We start from the raw sequence: 15,440 nt of genomic DNA, 5'->3' as shown, positions 1-15,440 counted from the left end.
GAGAGGGCAGGGTGAGGGGTAGGCCGGTTGACGCTTTGGCCGCGACCTCACCGCAGCCCGCGGTGAGCTTGGCGTTCGACTGGTCAAACGGCCTACACCTCACCCCTGCCCCTCTCCTTACAGGAGAGGGGTTCCCCGCGCTCCCCGCGCCTTTTGCTTCCCCGCTCGCTGAAAGCCTGACCCATGCGCATTCTCGTCACCAATGATGACGGCATCCATGCCGAGGGGCTGGCCGTGCTGGAGGCGATCGCCGCCCAGTTGTCCGATGATGTCTGGGTCGTTGCGCCCGAGACCGACCAGTCGGGCGTGGCGCATTCGCTGTCGCTCAGCAATCCGCTGCGCCTGCGCCAGATCGACAAGCGCCGCTACGCGGTCGCCGGCACGCCGACGGACTGCGTCATCATGGCCGCGCGCTCGATCATGATCGACCAGCGGCCCGATCTCGTGCTGTCTGGCGTCAATCGCGGCCAGAACGTCGCCGAGGACGTCACCTATTCGGGCACGATCGCAGCCGCGATGGAGGGCACGCTGCTCGGCATTCCCTCGATCGCCGTCAGCCAAGCCTATGGGCCGGCCGGCCGCGACCAGATCCATTGGGACTGCGCCAAGCACCATGCGCCCGGCATCATCCGGCGCTTGCTGGACGAGGGCATTCCCAGGGATGTGCTGTTCAACCTCAACTTCCCCAATGTCCTCCCGAGCGAGGTCGCCGGCGTCGCGGTCACGGTGCAGGGGCGGCGCGACCAGGAATTGATGAAGCTGGAGCCGCGCCAGGACGGGCGCGGCAATCCGTATTTCTGGATCGCCTTCCAGCGCAGCAAATCCGAGCCCGCCAACGGCACCGATCTGCGCGCGCTGTTCGAGAAGAAGATCTCGGTGACGCCGCTGGAGCTCGACCTGACCCATGAGCCGACGCTGACGCGTTTCGCGCAGGTGTTCGCTTGAGTATCGGCAATACATTGTCGGTCATGAAGGGCGGTACCGTCATTCCGGACAAGCCGCGTAGCGGCGCCGATCCGGAATCTATCATAGGGCACAGCGCCCTACGATGGATTCCGGGCCTCCGCTTCGCTGCGCCCGGAATGACGGCGCGCATTTTGTCTGAACCGGCCAAACCCTGAGCCATGACAGACGGCGAGGGCGCAGGGATGACCGAGGAGGTGGCCGCCAGCGAGGGCGAGCGCACTGTCGCCTTCCTGTTGTCGCTGCGGGCGCAGGGCGTGCGCGATCTCGTCGTGCTGCGCGCCATGGAAAGAGTGCCGCGCGAGCGTTTCGCGCCGTCGCGCTTTGCCGATCTGGCGCGCCAGGATGTCTCGGTGCCGCTGCCTTGCGGACAGACCATGACGGCGCCGCACACGGTTGCCGCGCTCCTGACCGCGCTGGAGATGCAGCCCTCGGCCCGCGTGCTCGAGGTTGGCACCGGTTCGGGCTATGTCTCGGCGCTGCTGGCTGCGATGGGCGGCGAGGTCGTCTCGCTGGAGCGCTACCGCACGCTGGCTCTGGCCGCGCATGAGCGCCTCAGCGGCAATGGCTATGGCCAGTCGGTCGATCTGCGCCATGCCGACGGATTTCAGCCGGACCGGACGCTGGGCCGCTTCGACCGCATTCTGGTCAACGGCGTCGCCCATGCCATGCCCGAGGCGCTGCTGATGCGGCTTTCGCCGGGCGGGCGGCTCGTCGGAGCCTTGCGCGTCGAGGGTGTCGCGCGCCGGGTCGTGGTGACGAAAGCTGCCGATGGCAGCTTCGACCATGCCATGGGGCCGGTGGTGCGCCTGCCGCCGCTCGCACCGGGCCTGGCGCGAGCGCTCTAGCCTTTTGTTCTAGCGTGCTTTCTTAACGCGAGCCGATATCGGCTTCGCGCGAAAATGCTTGGGAGCCGCGCAGAAAATTGAAGAGGGCGGGAGAGGGCGAAACGCTTTCGTAACCTGAACAGGGCTTTAATGCTCCCCATCGAGTTGCGTTGTTCGCGAGTACCAGTCCATGCGTAGCCAGGTCGCCAAGCGTATTCTAGTCGGATCGGTCCAGCCCAGCGTCGTCCTTCGCGTGTCGACGGTCTGTCTGCTTGCGCTGGGCGTCAGCGCCTGCTCCTCGGAGACGATGCGCTTCTCCGACGCGCCTTTCTCCAGCCCCTTCAAGAGCGCCCAGGCGGCCCCGCCGATGCGCGATCCTGCGACCACGGGCTCGATCGGCCGTGTCGCCAGCACGCCGCTGAACCCGCCATCAGCGCCGGTCATGGCGTCGGTCCGTTCGCAGCCGCTGCCGCCGCCGCAATCGGCCGTGGCACTGCGCAATACGGCTCCGCTTGCCGCCGGCGGCAATGCCTCGGGCTGGTCCGCGCAGGGCGGCACGCCGGTCGTCGTCGCCCAGGGCGAGACGCTCGACATGATCTCCTCGCGGTATGGCGTGCCGCGTGCCGCGCTGATCTCCGCGAACGGGCTTTCGAGCCCCAATATCGCGCCGGGCTCGCGCCTGACCATTCCCGTCTATAACGCCAATGCAAGCTCGGCTTCGGCCCCGCGGCAGCAATTCGCCCAGAGCGCGCAGGTTCAAAGCGACGCCCGGCCGGAGCCTGCCCGCAACCTCGCGCCGCCGACCGCTCCTCCGGCCCGCATCGCGGCTCCCGCCATGCCGGCAAGCGCGACCGCAAGGGCCAAGGCCGTCGCCGAAGCCAAGGCAAGCGCTGCTGCCGAGTCCAAGGCGACCGAGGCTGCCCAGGCCAAGACCAAAGCCGCAACCGACGCGCAGGCGATGCGCGAATCGCGCGCCAAATTCGCAGCTGAAGCCAAGGCGAAGGCCGAAGCGCGCAGCAAGACGCCCGTCGCGGCGGCTCCCGTCGCGCCTGTCGCCAACGTGCCTGCTGCCAAGCCGGTCGTCGCCGAGGTGAAGAAGCCTGCGCCCGAGAAAGCGAAGCCGGTGGTGGTCGCCAGCGCGCCTGCCGTCGAGCCCAAGGTCACGGCCGTGCCGAAGGCTGCACCCGAGCCCGTCGCGACCGCGAGCCTGCCCAAGCCGGCCGCCGAGGAGAGTGCCTCCGACAAGGCCGATTTCCGCTGGCCGGCGCGTGGCCGTGTCATCACCGGCTATAGCGGCAAGGGCGGCAATGAGGGCATCAACATCGCCGTGCCGGAAGGTACGCCGGTGAAGGCGGCAGAAGGCGGCACCGTCGCCTATGCCGGCAGCGAGCTGAAGGGCTACGGCAATCTGGTGCTGATCCGCCACCCCAACGGCTATGTCTCGGCCTATGCCCATAACGGCGATCTGAAGGTCAAGCGCGGCGATACGGTCAAGCGCGGCCAGGTCGTCGCCAGTTCCGGCCAGTCCGGCAACGTCTCGTCGCCGCAGCTGCATTTCGAGCTGCGCAAGGGCTCCTCGCCGGTCGATCCGACGCCTTACCTGACCAACTGAGCGATCCCGAAATTCGAGATCCTGGAATTTTAGATCCCGGAATTCGATCGGTACCCGCGAGACCCCACCGATCGGAACAAGGCGGGGCGGTCCCAGGAAAGGCCGCCCCGCTATTGCCTTTCCTTCTCCCCCTATCTCGGGCTTGCCCGAGATGGGCAACCCAAAGTGTCAAAGTCGGCAACAGCCGACTTTGATGGGGGAGAAGGCAAACGGCTACCCCTCCAGCCGCTTCCCCAGCCGGCCGGCCAGATCCTGGATGTATTGCCAGGCGGTGCGGCCGGAGCGCGAGCCGCGCGTCGTCGCCCATTCCAGTGCCTCGCGACGTAAGTCCTCGGGCGCGACCTGCAGGCAGAAATGACCGACATAACCGTCGATCATCGCCAGATATTCGTCCTGGCTGCATTTATGGAAGCCGAGCCAGAGGCCGAATCGGTCCGACAGCGAGACCTTTTCCTCGATCGCCTCGCCCGGGTTGATCGCGGTCGAGCGCTCATTGTCCATCATGTCGCGGGGCATGAGGTGCCGGCGATTCGAGGTGGCGTAGAACACGACGTTCTCGGGCCGCCCCTCGACGCCGCCGTCGAGCGCCGCCTTCAGCGATTTGTACGAGGTGTCGTCGCCGTCGAAGGAGAGATCGTCGCAGAACACGATGGCGCGGTGCGGGTCCGCCCGCAGCAGGGCCATCAGCACGGGCAGGCTCTCGATGTCCTCGCGATGGATCTCGATCAGCTTCAGCGGCCGAATTCCTGACGACACATTCTCGTCCTTGAGCCGCGTGTTGGTGTCGGCATGGATCGATTTGACCAGGGAGGACTTGCCCATGCCGCGCGCGCCCCAGAGCAGGACGTTGTTGGCGGGCAGGCCGCGCGCGAAGCGCTCGGTGTTCTCGGCCAAAGTGTCGCGGACGCGGTCGACGCCGCGCAGCAGCGAGAGCGCCACCCGGTTGACCCTGGCGACGGGCGCAAGCTCCGCCCCGGCCGGATGCCAGACGAAGGCGTCGGCCACTGTCAGATCAGCCGGTTTGCGGGCGGGGGGAGCGATGCGCTCCAGGGCGGAGGCGATGCGCAGGAGCGTCGCAAGCGTCTGGTCGGTAGCGGTGTCGGTCATCTGGAAAGCGCCTTGAAACAGGTGAGCCGCAGCAGCCGTACCCGACGGTACGGTTCAACAATCCGGTAAACTGCACCTCGATGCAAAGCGCAAGGCCATTGCGCGAATGATGGCAAGCCCATAGGTGGGGGACGCGGCCGGGTGACCGGCCGGTCTCAGATTGATTTACCGGCGTCCGTGGCTATAGTCCGCGCGATTTTGACAAGCCTGACGATGCTTTTGCCGCGCCCCGCGGCCGGTGGCCTTTTGCGCCGCCGCGATGAAGGAGCCTATTCGTGATCACCCCTGCTTTCGCTCAAGGCCTCGGCGGCGGTTCCTCCGACGTGCTGATGTCGCTGGTGCCGTTCGTTCTGATCTTCGTCATCATGTGGTTCCTGATCATCCGCCCGCAGCAGAAGCGGGTGAAGACGCATCAGGAGATGATCAAGAACGTCCGCCGCGGCGATACGGTGGTCACCTCGGGCGGCATCGTCGCCAAGGTGTCCAAGGTCATCGACGATGGCGAGATCGAGGCCGAGATCGCCGAGGGCGTGCGCGTCCGGCTGGTCAAGGGCATGATCTCGGAAGTGCGCGCCAAGGGCGAGCCGGTCAAGAGCTGAACGACGCTCCGGCTCCAAAGCGAGCCGGCGCGCGACAACAAGGCTGTTCAAGCAGATGCTTCGTTTCCAGGCCCGCAAGGTCATCGCCGTCCTTCTCGTGCTGTTCTTCGGTTGCGGTCTTGCGCTGCCGAACCTGTTTTCCCAGCAGACGCGAGACGCGATCAAGAACGGCGCGCCGTCCTGGATTCCGCGCATTCTGCTGCCGATCCACGCGGTCGTGCTCGGGCTCGACCTACAGGGCGGCTCGCATGTGCTGCTCGAGATCGACCGGAGCGACCTGATCCGCAGCCAGGTGACGCAGCTGCGCGACGATCTGCGCCGCATCCTGCGCGAGGAGCGCATCAGCTTCCAGGGCGGCATCGGCACGATCGCGCGCGGCGTGCAGGTGCGCGTTCCCGAGGCCGCCGACCGCGCCAAGCTCCTGCCCAAGCTGCGCGAACTTGCTCAGCCGGTCGGTACGCTGGGCGCCTTCGGGCCCTCCAGCAACAGCACGCTTGAGGTGACGGAGCAGCCCGACGGCCTGGTTCAGCTCTCGGTGACCGAGGCGGGCATCAATGAGCGCATCCGCCGCGCTGCGGGACAGGCGATCGAAGTCATCCGCCGCCGTATCGATCCCGACGGTACGGTCGAGCCCAGCATCCAGCTTCAGGGCATCGACCGGATTCTCGTCCAGGTTCCGGGGCTGCAGGACCCGCAGCATCTCAAGACTATTCTGGGTCAGACGGCAAAACTGCAGTTCCGCTTCGTGGCGGAGCCGGGCGCGACCGATGTCGACATGCTGCCCTCGAAGGATAGTGGCGGCCAGCGCATCCCGGTCAGCCGGCAGGTCATCGTCGAGGGCGGCGATCTGATCGACGCCCAGCCGGCCTTCGATTCCCGCACCAGCCAGCCGATCGTCAATTTCCGCTTCAACATCCGCGGCGCGCAGCGCTTCGGCCAGGCGACGACCGAGAATCTGGGACGCGCGCTTGCCATCGTGCTCGACGACGAGGTGATCTCGTCACCGGTGGTGCAGTCGCCGATCACCGGCGGCTCCGGCCAGATCTCGGGCAACTTCACCGTCGAGAGCGTCAATAATCTCGCCATCCTGCTGCGTGCCGGCGCATTGCCGGCGAAGATGACGATCGTCGAGGAGCGCACCGTCGGCCCTGGCCTCGGCGCCGATTCGATTCATGCCGGCAAGCTCGCGACCCTGATCGCAACCGCGCTGGTGATCCTCTACATGCTCGCGACCTATGGCGTGTTCGGGCTGATCGCCTCGATCGCGCTGCTCGTCCATGTCTGCCTGATCTTCGGGCTGATGTCGGTGCTGGGCGCGACCATGACGCTGCCGGGCATTGCCGGCATCGTGCTCACCATCGGCACGGCGGTCGATTCCAACGTGCTGATCTATGAGCGCATGCGCGAGGAGGAGCATCAGGGCCGCCCGTTGGTCTCGGCCCTGGAGGCCGGCTTCCAGCGCGCCTTTGCGACCATCATCGACTCCAACGTCACCATGCTGATCGCGGCCGTGGCGCTGTTCTCGCTCGGCTCCGGCCCGGTGCGCGGCTTTGCGGTCGTCTTCATCCTCGGCATCCTGACGACCGTGATCACGGCCGTGACGCTGACGCGGATGCTGATTGCGCTGTGGTATCGCTGGGCCCGTCCCAAGCATCTGCCGTTCTGACGCTGCCAACCCTTTTCAGGAGATAGCGCATGCGTCTGCTTCGCATCGTCCCCGACAATACCCGCTTCAAATTCGTCCGTTTCCGGCGCTTCAGCTACCCGCTCTCGGCCGCCTATTCCATGCTGGTGATCGCGCTGTTCCTGACGGTCGGCCTGAATTACGGCATCGACTTCAAGGGCGGCACGCTGATCGAGATGCAGGCCAAGAACGGCACTGCCGAGATCGCGCAGGTGCGTTCGACCGCCCATGGCCTGGGCTTCGGCGAGGCCGAGGTGCAGGAATTCGGTACAGCCGGCGATATCTCGATGCGTTTCGCCTTGCAGGCGGGCGGCGAAGCGGCCCAGCAGGCGGTCGTGGTCAAGGCGCGCGAGGCCTTCTCCGCGAATTACGATTTCCGTCGTGTCGAGACCGTCGGCCCGCGCGTCTCCGGCGAGCTGGTTCAGGCCGGCACGCTCGGCGTCGTGCTCGCGATCATCGGCGTGCTGATCTATCTCTGGTTCCGCTTCGAGATGCCGCTCGCCATCGGCGCGATCCTGGGCACGCTGCACGACATCGTCCTGACGATCGGCTTCTTCCTGATCACGCAGCTCGAGTTCAACCTGACCTCGATCGCGGCGATCTTGACCATCGTCGGCTATTCCTTGAACGAGACGGTGGTGGTGTTCGACCGCACGCGCGAATTGCTGCGCCGCTACAAGACCATGCCGATCGACGAACTGCTCGACCTTTCCGTGAATTCGACGCTCTCGCGCACGGCGATGACCGCGACGACGACCTTCCTGTCGCTGCTGGCGCTGGTCTTCTTCGGCGGCACGGCGATCGAGGGTTTCGCGCTCGTCATGCTGTTTGGCGTCGTGGTCTGTACCTATTCGGCGATGTTCGTCTCGACGCCGGTGCTGCTCTATATGGATGTGCGCTTCGGCCGTCCCGAGAGCGCCGAGGAAAAGGCGCCCGCCGCCACAAAGGCCAAGGCCAAAGCCTGATTTCGCGCCTCAGCTCTCGCCCTGAGGAGCCGCGAGCGGCGCCTCGAGGGATGAGGGCCGTGGTTGGATTGGAATGGATCGATCATGGCGCGCTTCGACGGTTTCGTTCCGGGCCGGCATCAGATCGACGCTTTTGGGGCTGGCGGCTTCCGCTTCGCCGATATGAGCCATCGCGGCTCGATCCTGGCAACGCCGGCGGGCATCCGGATCTGGCCGGTGACGACTTTCGCCCAGATCACGCGCGAGAGCCTGCAGCAGGTCCTCGACGAGGCCGAGGGCATCGATTTCCTGCTGATCGGGACGGGGCTCGACATCACGTTCATTCCGGCATCCCTGCGCGATCCGTTCCGCGAGGCTGGAATCACCATCGAGGGCATGGCGACGGGGGCGGCGGCGCGGACCTACAACGTGCTGGTCGGCGAGGACCGGCGGGTGGCTGCGGCGCTGATCGCGGTTGATTGAGCGTCTGCCATGACGATGAACGCATAGCCACGCACCCCATCCTGGGCCTAGACTAAGCGTTGAGCGAGGCCTTCCCTCCGAGAGCTGGCCAAGGCGGAAACCATGCCGCAGACGACGCAGACCGACGATCGTTCCAAGACCGTGATGCCGGCCTTGCCGGAGGCTTATGCGCATTGTGCCGCACTGGTGCGCGAGCATGATCACGATCGCTATATCGCGACCCTTTACGCGCCCGAGGCGCAGCGGCCGGCGCTGTTTGCACTCTATGCCTTCAGCCATGAGATCGCCCGCGTGCGAGCGCTGGTCAGCGAGCCGCTGCCAGGTGAGGTGCGCATGCAGTGGTGGCGCGACCTTTTGGAAAACCAGGCCAATGATCAGGGCGGGAAGCGTGAGGGGCAGGCCCACCCCATCGCGGCTGCGTTGCTCGACGCGGTCGCGCGCTACCGTCTGCCGATCGCGCCGCTGACCGGGCTGATCGAGGCGCGCATCTTCGATCTCTATGACGATCCGATGCCGTCCTTGCGCGACCTTGAAGGCTATGCCGGGGAGACCTCGAGCGCCCTGATCCGGCTCGCCTCGATCGTGCTGGCCAACGGCACCGATCCGGGCGGCGCGGCGGCTTGCGGCCATGCCGGCGTGGCTTATGCGCTGTGCGGGCTGATGCGGGCCTTTCCCTGGCATTCGGCGGCAGGGCAGGTCTATATCCCGGCCGATATCCTCGCCCGTAACGGCGTGACCCGCGACGATATCGTGCGCGGGCGCGGCGGGCCGGGCGTGCTCTATTCGCTGAAGGAACTGCGCGAGATCGCGCGCAAGCATCTCAAGAAGCTGCGCGAGATGCGCGAGACGGTGCCCTCGGCGGTCGCACCCGCCTTCCTGCCCGTCGCGCTGGTCGAGCCCTATCTCAAGCGCATGGAGCGCGGCGGCTACGACCCCTATCGCACGATCATCGCGCTGCCGGCCTGGCAGCGGCAATGGACGATCTGGCGGGCGGCGAAGGCGGTGCGGTAGCTGTCGCTGTCGTCATTCTCGGGCGGAACCCTCGGGTCCGATCTTTGATCGGCCCAAGGATAAACTCCGCGCAGACCTGAGAATCTCTCGCATGAGATGCTCGGGTCAAGCCCGAGCATGACGAGCCTTACTCCGCCGCCTGAACCTCGACCCCGCCGGCCCAGGCTTCCATCTCCGCTTTCGCCCGCGCGGTCAGCGCGTGCTTGCGCGCGACGCTCTTGGCCGGGCCCTTCAGCTTCTTGCCGTCGGGGCCATGCGTCGCCTGGCCTTCGATATGCGGGAACAGGCCGAAATTGATGTTCATCGGCTGGAAGGAGCGCGGGCCCTCGTCGATGGTGACGATATGGCCGCCGGTGATGTGGTTGACCAGCGCGCCCAGGGCCGTCGTCGCCGGCGGCAAAGCGAGTTCGCGGCCGAGGCGCTCGGCGGCGGCCATGCGGCCCGCCAGCAGGCCGATCGCGGCGCTCTCGACATAGCCCTCGCAGCCGGTGATCTGGCCGGCGAAGCGCAGGCGCGGATCCGCCTTCAGGCGCAGCCGCTCGTCGAGCAGTTTTGGCGAGTTCAGATAGGTGTTGCGGTGGATGCCGCCGAGCCTGGCGAACTCGGCGTTCTGCAGCCCCGGGATCATCCGGAAGATCGCGGCCTGCTCGCCATATTTCAGCTTGGTCTGGAAGCCGGTCATGTTGAACAGCGTGCCCAGCGCATTGTCCTGGCGCAGTTGCACGACCGCATAGGCCTTCACCGTCGGGTTGTGCTTGTTGGTCAGCCCGACCGGCTTCATCGGTCCCCAGCGCAAGGTCTCGCGGCCGCGCTCGGCCATGACCTCGATCGGCAGGCAGCCGTCGAAATAGGGCGTGCCCTCCCATTCCTTGAACTCGGTCTTCTCGGCGGCGAGCAGCGCATCGATGAAGGCCTCGTACTGGTCGCGGTCGAGCGGGCAGTTGATGTAGTCGGCGCCGGTGCCGCCCGGGCCGACCTTGTCGTAGCGCGACTGGAACCAGGCCTGGTCCATGTCGACCGAGTCGAAATGCACGATCGGCGCGATGGCGTCGAAGAAGGCGAGCGCATCCTCGCCGGTCAGCGACTGGATGCCTTGCGCCAGCGCCGGCGAGGTGAGGGGGCCGGTCGCGATGATGACATTGTCCCAGTCGGCAGGCGGCAGACCGGCGATCTCGGCGCGGTCGATCGTGATCAGCGGATGGCCTTCCAGCGAAGCCGTCACGGCTTGCGAGAAACCGTCGCGGTCGACCGCGAGCGCGCCGCCGGCCGGCACCTGATGCGCGTCGCCCTTGGCTATGATCACCGAGCCGAGCCGGCGCATCTCCCAGTGGAGCTGCCCGACCGCATTGCTGAGCGAATCGTCGGAGCGGAAGGAATTGGAGCAGACGAGCTCGGCCAGGCCTTCCGTCTTGTGTGCTTCGGTGCCGCGCACCGGCCGCATCTCGTGCAGTACGACCGGCACGCCGGCCTCCGCGATCTGCCATGCGGCTTCGGAACCGGCAAGGCCACCGCCGATGATGTGTATGGGTTTGACTGTCATGCCAGCGATGTGTCGCCACAGGCGCCCGCGGTCAAGAGACGGATCGGTGTTGGTCGAGCTTATCTGGCAATCGACTGCTGCTCTTCGCGAGCGCGAAGCTGCGATGAGGGCGCATGCAGGGCCCAAAATGCAAAATGCCCGCTCGAAAGCGGGCATTCGCTCTTCGACCAGGTCCGAGGGGAGGACACGAACCCGGGAGAACTACTTGTAGAAGCCGTGAAGGCTCAGACGGCGGCGTGGGTCCGCGCGACGAAAGCGATTTCCGAACGCGACAGGCCGAGATCGTCCAGCTCGCGGTCGGTCAAACGCGACAGCTCGCGAACGGTCTCACGGTAACGAAGATAAGAGCGGATCTTGGCAGCAATCATGGTGACGAACATGGTGAAAGTCCTCGGTTTTTTCGGGGCCTTTTGGCCCTGACAGCGATGAATTCGTTGTGCACTGCATATATGGGAGCATCCTTGCCTGAAACAGAGGCGCCAGATCAGTTCCGTTATGCGCTTTGCGCATGTCGATTTAAGAAATGCTTCATAAATCGGGCGTTGTCCCGCGGTGAGGGTCTGGCAAGGCCATCCGAGGCGGTTTGATTCTGCCTATTCGATCGCCATTCGAGCGATCGGCCGTTAACAAATCGCTGCTTTGCCTCCTTTGTGGGCATGTTGCGCCTGCTCAGTCCATGCGTGAGGACCGGGTCGACGGGCTGACGCAAGGGGAGTGGCGCCCAAGCAGTTGGTTTTGCGCGAAAAGATTCGCGCTTTCCGCGATCGACGGCCTTGCGATCACGCAGCTGTGACCATTTGCGCCCGATTGCGCCGATTCGGCCCCTTGGCAGTCCACCCGCGCCGCCGCACTCTGCCGCCCCTTCCGACATGCGAGGAACCGCCATGATGAGCAGCACCAGCGCGAAAGCCGCCAAACCCCTGCTGGAGGGCCTGGACGGGCTCGTGCGCGAGCCCTTCTCGCGCCGCGGCTTCGTCATGAGCGGGCTGGTCACCGGCTTCACCGCAGCCACCACCGTGGTGCAGGGCCAGACCATTTCCACCGATGCGACGGGGCTGGAGGCCGGCGAGGTCAAGATCCCGACCAGCGACGGCATGATGCCGGGCTACCGGGCCATGCCGAGCGGGGCAGGGCCGTTCCCGGTCATCCTCGTGATCGAGGAGATATTCGGCGTCCACGAATATATCAAGGACACCTGCCGCCGCCTCGCCAAGCTCGGCTACTGCGCCGTCGCGCCCGAGCTTTTTGCCCGGCAGGGCGACCTCACCAAGATGACCGACGTGCAGCAGATCGTGCGCGACGTGATCGCAAAGAAGCCCGACGCCGAGATGCTGTCGGACCTCGACGCGACCGTGGCCTGGGCCGCGGCCAGCTCGAAGGGCAATATCCAGAAGCTCGGCGTCACCGGTTTCTGCCGCGGCGGGCGCGGCGTCTGGCTCTACTGCGCCCATAGCCCGGCGCTGAAGGCCGGCGTCGCCTGGTACGGTCCGCTCGGCGGCAACCGCAGCGACATCCAGCCCAAGACGGCGGCCGATGTGGTCGGCGAGATCAAGGCGCCGGTGCTGGGCCTCTACGGCGCCGCCGATACCGGCATCCCGGTGGCCGATGTCGAGAAGCAGCGTGACGCCGCCAAGGCGGCCGGCAAGACGGTCGAGATCGTGATCTATCCGGACACGCCGCACGGCTTCCACGCCGATTACCGCCCGAGCTACCGCAAGGCAGCGGCCGATGACGGCTGGGCCCGAATGCTCGCCTGGTTCAAGACCTACGGGGTGGCGTGAGCCTGGGGATGGTCTGAGAGGGCTTCTCCTCTTCGTCCCGTGTCCTTTCCGTCATGCTCGGGCTTGTCCCGAGCATCCACGTCTTGAACGCTGCCTTCGACAGGCGAAGGCGTGAATGGTCGCCACAAGGGCGACCATGACGGGAAAGTCGATGGCAGTCCGCTTGCTCGGCAGCGAGCCCTGCGGAGCAATCCGGGGCCCCGCTGCGCCCTTCAGCGGAAGCTTCTCATACTGGTGCAGTTCATGAAGGCCATATGCGCCGGGGTCCCGCGCTTTGCCGACCGCCAGCGCATGTGGCCGGGCCGGTGAGGGTCGGGATAGACGCTCCCGCCATTCTCGAGCGCGCAAGCGCATGAGACTCGGTCCCTGAACGTCCGGCATTCCTGAGGTGTCCCGCCAAACTGGGCGAAAGCCATCGATGACAGGCCGATGCTGCAAAGCGATGCGATGCCGAGCACTGAAATAGACTTCATTCTGAAGTCACCCTTATGTCTAGATGGTGTCTACCGCATCAATGCAACCTTAGGGTGCCGCGGACACTTGTGCAAACCCGCAATTGCCTACCCCTGCCGCAAAGGCATTGCCGAATAATCTCGCTGCTACTTTTCTCCGCCCCGGTGCTGCTCCGCAGCCTTGAACCTGGCTCGCGGGAATGTGGCGCCGCTCATCCCGCTACGCTCGGGCAAGGCGCTGCGTCCGGGCTCTTCCCGTTATGCTCGGACCTGTCCCGAGCATCCATGTCTTGAACGCTGCCTTTGACCGGCGAAGACGCGGATGGCTGCCACAAGGGCGACCATGACGGACGCGGCGCCCGCGCTCACCCCGCGATATTGCCAACCGCCTTCGCCCAGGCCTCATCCTCGACCGCGATCCCGAAGCGCTGCGCCAGCACGGCCCTGAGCGCGTCGTCATCCGCGATCTCCTGGATGATCGACGGCTCGCCCAGCCGGTGCTCCGTCAAGCGGCGGTTCAGCAAAGCGAGCCGGCCTTGCGGCAGCACGCGGGCGGCGATCAGGCTATAGGTGAAATGCGAGGCGGGGTGGGTCGCGACATAATGGTTGGCGACCTGGTCGTCGATCGGCCAGGTCTCGTCGAGGGTGAAGCGATAGAGCAGGCGCCATTCGCCGGCGACTTTTGCGCGCAGCCACCAGATCTCACTGGCGCGGTCGAGCCGGTAGGGCTCGTGCGGGGTTGGCTGCTCGATTTCGGGGACGAGGTGCATCGGGCCGGTCAGCACCTGGCCGCCGAGGCCGATATCGCAGAGCAGGTCCTGCCCTTCGCAGGTCAGGCGCAGCACCTTGTGGGTGCGCGCGACCTGCGCCTCCTCGGATTTGCCGAGCATGACGCGGCCCGACATCTGCACGACCGTGAAGCCGAAGGCCTCCAGCACCGCCTTGAACAGCGTATTCTGCTCGAAACAATAGCCGCCGCGCCGGGAATGCACGAGTTTCGCGACCAGCGCCGGCAGGTCGAGCGGAGGCGTGCGGCCCGAAAGCGGGTCGAGATTCTCAAAGGGGATCGCTTGCGGGTGCAGGAGGTGCAGCGCGTTCAGCGCGGCGCGCGTCGGGGCGACCGCGCCGTCATAGCCGATCCGGGCGAGATAGGCGGTGAGGTCTGGGGCGGAGAGGGCGGCGCTTTGAGGCATGGTCGTCTCGTCGGTTACATCGTCCCCGGCTGCGGCGAGTCGGGGGCGCCGGGGAGGATTGCGCCTTGCGGCGGCCTTGCGCAAATCATGGGTGCGAGCGGGCCCGCTGGGCGAGGCTGGCCTAACCAAGTATCCGCCTGACGAAAACTTCCGTTGCGGTAGCAAGCCGGGCGCGATGACTGTGTCCGAACAATTCACACGCGCCTGAATTCGGCCTCTTTTCAGTCATCCCTTGACTGGATCTGCCGGGGCAGGGGCCCACCGCAGCGAGGTTCATCATGAAACACTTCACAATTCTCTCAGGCGCGGCCGGTCTGCTTCTGATGACGATGTCGTTTGCCGGTGCGCAGACGACGCCCGCCACACCGGCGACGCCCGCCGCCAAGCCGGCGATGACCGCGCCTGCCACGACCACGGCTCCCGCTGCTGCCAAGCCCGCTGCTGCGGCTCCCGCGACGCGGACGGCGAAGTCCAAGGAATGCTCGGCGCAAGCCGACCAGAAGGGGCTGCACGGCAAGGAGCGCAAGAAATTCCGCGACGCCTGCAAGAAGGCCTGAGTAAAATAGCCTGAGCCTGGCCCGCGCGCCGTCTCGCGGCGCCGGGCCTTTCGAGGTTTCCAGAAAGGGGTGGGGCGAGATGAGTTTGCTTGATGGGTTGAAGGGCGCGCTTGGCGGCCTCGTCGAACAGGCGGAGGCGCAGCTGCTGCCCGAATTGCTGTCGAAGGCTCTGGCCAGCACCAGCCTCGGCTCGCTGCAGGGCCTGCTTGAGAAACTGCAAGCCTCGGGGCTGGGCCCGCAGGTCGCGTCCTGGCTGGGCAGCGGCGCCAACCAGCCTGTGACAGCGGATCAGATCGAGGCGGCGCTCGGCGACACTATCATCGGCAAGATCGCCTCGACCTTCAACCGCTCGCCCGACGAGGTGGCCGGCTTCCTCGCCGCCCATCTGCCGACGCTGATCAATGCGCTGAGCCCGAACGGGGCGTTGCAGCCGCACGCTTGAGCGGGGGGCTCGCTTCCCTTCTCCCCTGGCGGGAGAAGGTGGCGCGCAGCGCCGGATGAGGGGGCGCCGTGCCCTGTCCGGTCAGCGTCGTGTTCGCCACGTGGAAAGCACACAGCGCCCCCTCATCCGTCTCGGCTTCGCCGATCCACCTTCTCCCGCGAGGGGAGAAGGGCAGAACCCGCGCTAAAACCTGCCTGCGTTCCGCAGGGGTTGATGAGGGGCTGGCGGAGCGCCGGGAGGCGCGA

15 protein-coding genes are annotated in these 15,440 nt (G+C 66.2%); 11 read left to right on the top strand and 4 right to left on the bottom strand.

Going from position 1 to position 15,440, the window contains the following annotated elements:
* Positions 1 to 183 precede the first annotated feature (183 nt).
* The 3 genes from surE (at position 184) to J2Y55_RS07960 (ending at position 3,402) form a co-directional block, all read left to right on the top strand.
* Positions 184 to 945 carry a 5'/3'-nucleotidase SurE gene (surE, locus tag J2Y55_RS07970; RefSeq protein WP_310150302.1) on the top strand — a complete coding sequence of 254 codons (762 nt, stop codon included), beginning with the start codon at positions 184 to 186 and terminating at the stop codon, positions 943 to 945.
* Positions 946 to 1,148: 203 nt separating this feature from the next.
* Complete coding sequence (locus J2Y55_RS07965; RefSeq protein ID WP_310150299.1) at positions 1,149 to 1,811, top strand: protein-L-isoaspartate O-methyltransferase family protein; 663 nt, start codon at positions 1,149 to 1,151, stop codon at positions 1,809 to 1,811.
* A gap of 169 nt (positions 1,812 to 1,980) precedes the next feature.
* Positions 1,981 to 3,402, top strand: coding sequence for a peptidoglycan DD-metalloendopeptidase family protein (locus tag J2Y55_RS07960; protein ID WP_310150296.1), 1,422 nt, complete (start codon positions 1,981 to 1,983; stop codon positions 3,400 to 3,402).
* 213 nt (positions 3,403 to 3,615) lie between these two features.
* On the opposite strand, the gene J2Y55_RS07955 is transcribed toward J2Y55_RS07960, so the two are convergent.
* Entirely contained in the window at positions 3,616 to 4,509 is an 894-nt protein-coding gene (locus tag J2Y55_RS07955) for an ATP-binding protein (RefSeq protein WP_310150293.1), read from the bottom strand.
* Positions 4,510 to 4,838: 329 nt separating this feature from the next.
* On the opposite strand from J2Y55_RS07955, the gene yajC reads away from it, so the two are divergent.
* From yajC to J2Y55_RS07930, 5 genes are all read left to right on the top strand, one after another.
* Positions 4,839 to 5,108 (top strand): preprotein translocase subunit YajC, encoded by a 270-nt coding sequence (gene yajC, locus J2Y55_RS07950; RefSeq protein ID WP_310150695.1) that lies wholly within the window; start codon positions 4,839 to 4,841, stop codon positions 5,106 to 5,108.
* A gap of 55 nt (positions 5,109 to 5,163) precedes the next feature.
* Entirely contained in the window at positions 5,164 to 6,774 is a 1,611-nt protein-coding gene (gene secD, locus J2Y55_RS07945; RefSeq protein ID WP_310150290.1) for a protein translocase subunit SecD, read from the top strand.
* 29 nt (positions 6,775 to 6,803) lie between these two features.
* On the top strand, positions 6,804 to 7,757 hold the full coding sequence (gene secF / locus J2Y55_RS07940) for a protein translocase subunit SecF (protein WP_310150287.1): 954 nt from the start codon (positions 6,804 to 6,806) through the stop codon (positions 7,755 to 7,757).
* 84 nt (positions 7,758 to 7,841) lie between these two features.
* Positions 7,842 to 8,219 (top strand): Mth938-like domain-containing protein, encoded by a 378-nt coding sequence (locus J2Y55_RS07935; RefSeq protein ID WP_310150284.1) that lies wholly within the window; start codon positions 7,842 to 7,844, stop codon positions 8,217 to 8,219.
* A 102-nt stretch (positions 8,220 to 8,321) separates the two neighbouring features.
* Entirely contained in the window at positions 8,322 to 9,230 is a 909-nt protein-coding gene (locus J2Y55_RS07930) for a phytoene/squalene synthase family protein (RefSeq protein WP_310150280.1), read from the top strand.
* A gap of 127 nt (positions 9,231 to 9,357) precedes the next feature.
* Here the strand turns inward: J2Y55_RS07930 and trmFO are convergent, their stop codons facing one another.
* Together trmFO and J2Y55_RS07920 are read right to left on the bottom strand one after the other, a co-directional pair.
* On the bottom strand, positions 9,358 to 10,770 hold the full coding sequence (gene trmFO, locus J2Y55_RS07925; RefSeq protein ID WP_310150277.1) for a methylenetetrahydrofolate--tRNA-(uracil(54)-C(5))-methyltransferase (FADH(2)-oxidizing) TrmFO: 1,413 nt from the start codon (positions 10,768 to 10,770) through the stop codon (positions 9,358 to 9,360).
* A gap of 224 nt (positions 10,771 to 10,994) precedes the next feature.
* Positions 10,995 to 11,150 carry a DUF1127 domain-containing protein gene (locus J2Y55_RS07920; RefSeq protein ID WP_082358930.1) on the bottom strand — a complete coding sequence of 52 codons (156 nt, stop codon included), beginning with the start codon at positions 11,148 to 11,150 and terminating at the stop codon, positions 10,995 to 10,997.
* 507 nt (positions 11,151 to 11,657) lie between these two features.
* On the opposite strand from J2Y55_RS07920, the gene J2Y55_RS07915 reads away from it, so the two are divergent.
* Entirely contained in the window at positions 11,658 to 12,551 is an 894-nt protein-coding gene (locus J2Y55_RS07915; RefSeq protein WP_310150268.1) for a dienelactone hydrolase family protein, read from the top strand.
* Between the two features lie 817 nt (positions 12,552 to 13,368).
* Here the strand turns inward: J2Y55_RS07915 and J2Y55_RS07910 are convergent.
* Positions 13,369 to 14,196, bottom strand: coding sequence for an arylamine N-acetyltransferase family protein (locus tag J2Y55_RS07910; RefSeq protein WP_310150264.1), 828 nt, complete (start codon positions 14,194 to 14,196; stop codon positions 13,369 to 13,371).
* 278 nt (positions 14,197 to 14,474) lie between these two features.
* On the opposite strand from J2Y55_RS07910, the gene J2Y55_RS07905 reads away from it, so the two are divergent.
* Positions 14,475 to 14,753: a PsiF family protein gene (locus tag J2Y55_RS07905; RefSeq protein ID WP_310150262.1), complete on the top strand. Its 279-nt coding sequence runs from the start codon at positions 14,475 to 14,477 to the stop codon at positions 14,751 to 14,753.
* Between the two features lie 79 nt (positions 14,754 to 14,832).
* A complete protein-coding gene (locus tag J2Y55_RS07900; protein ID WP_310150258.1) occupies positions 14,833 to 15,195 on the top strand; it encodes a YidB family protein in 363 nt (120 codons plus the stop codon).
* Positions 15,196 to 15,440: the final 245 nt, after the last annotated feature.

The sequence above is a fragment of the Allobosea sp. BE125 genome (genome assembly GCF_031456075.1).
GTDB lineage: Bacteria > Pseudomonadota > Alphaproteobacteria > Rhizobiales > Beijerinckiaceae > Allobosea.
Note: the sequence above shows the minus strand (reverse complement) of the source record. Positions and strands in the feature narration are given on the sequence as shown.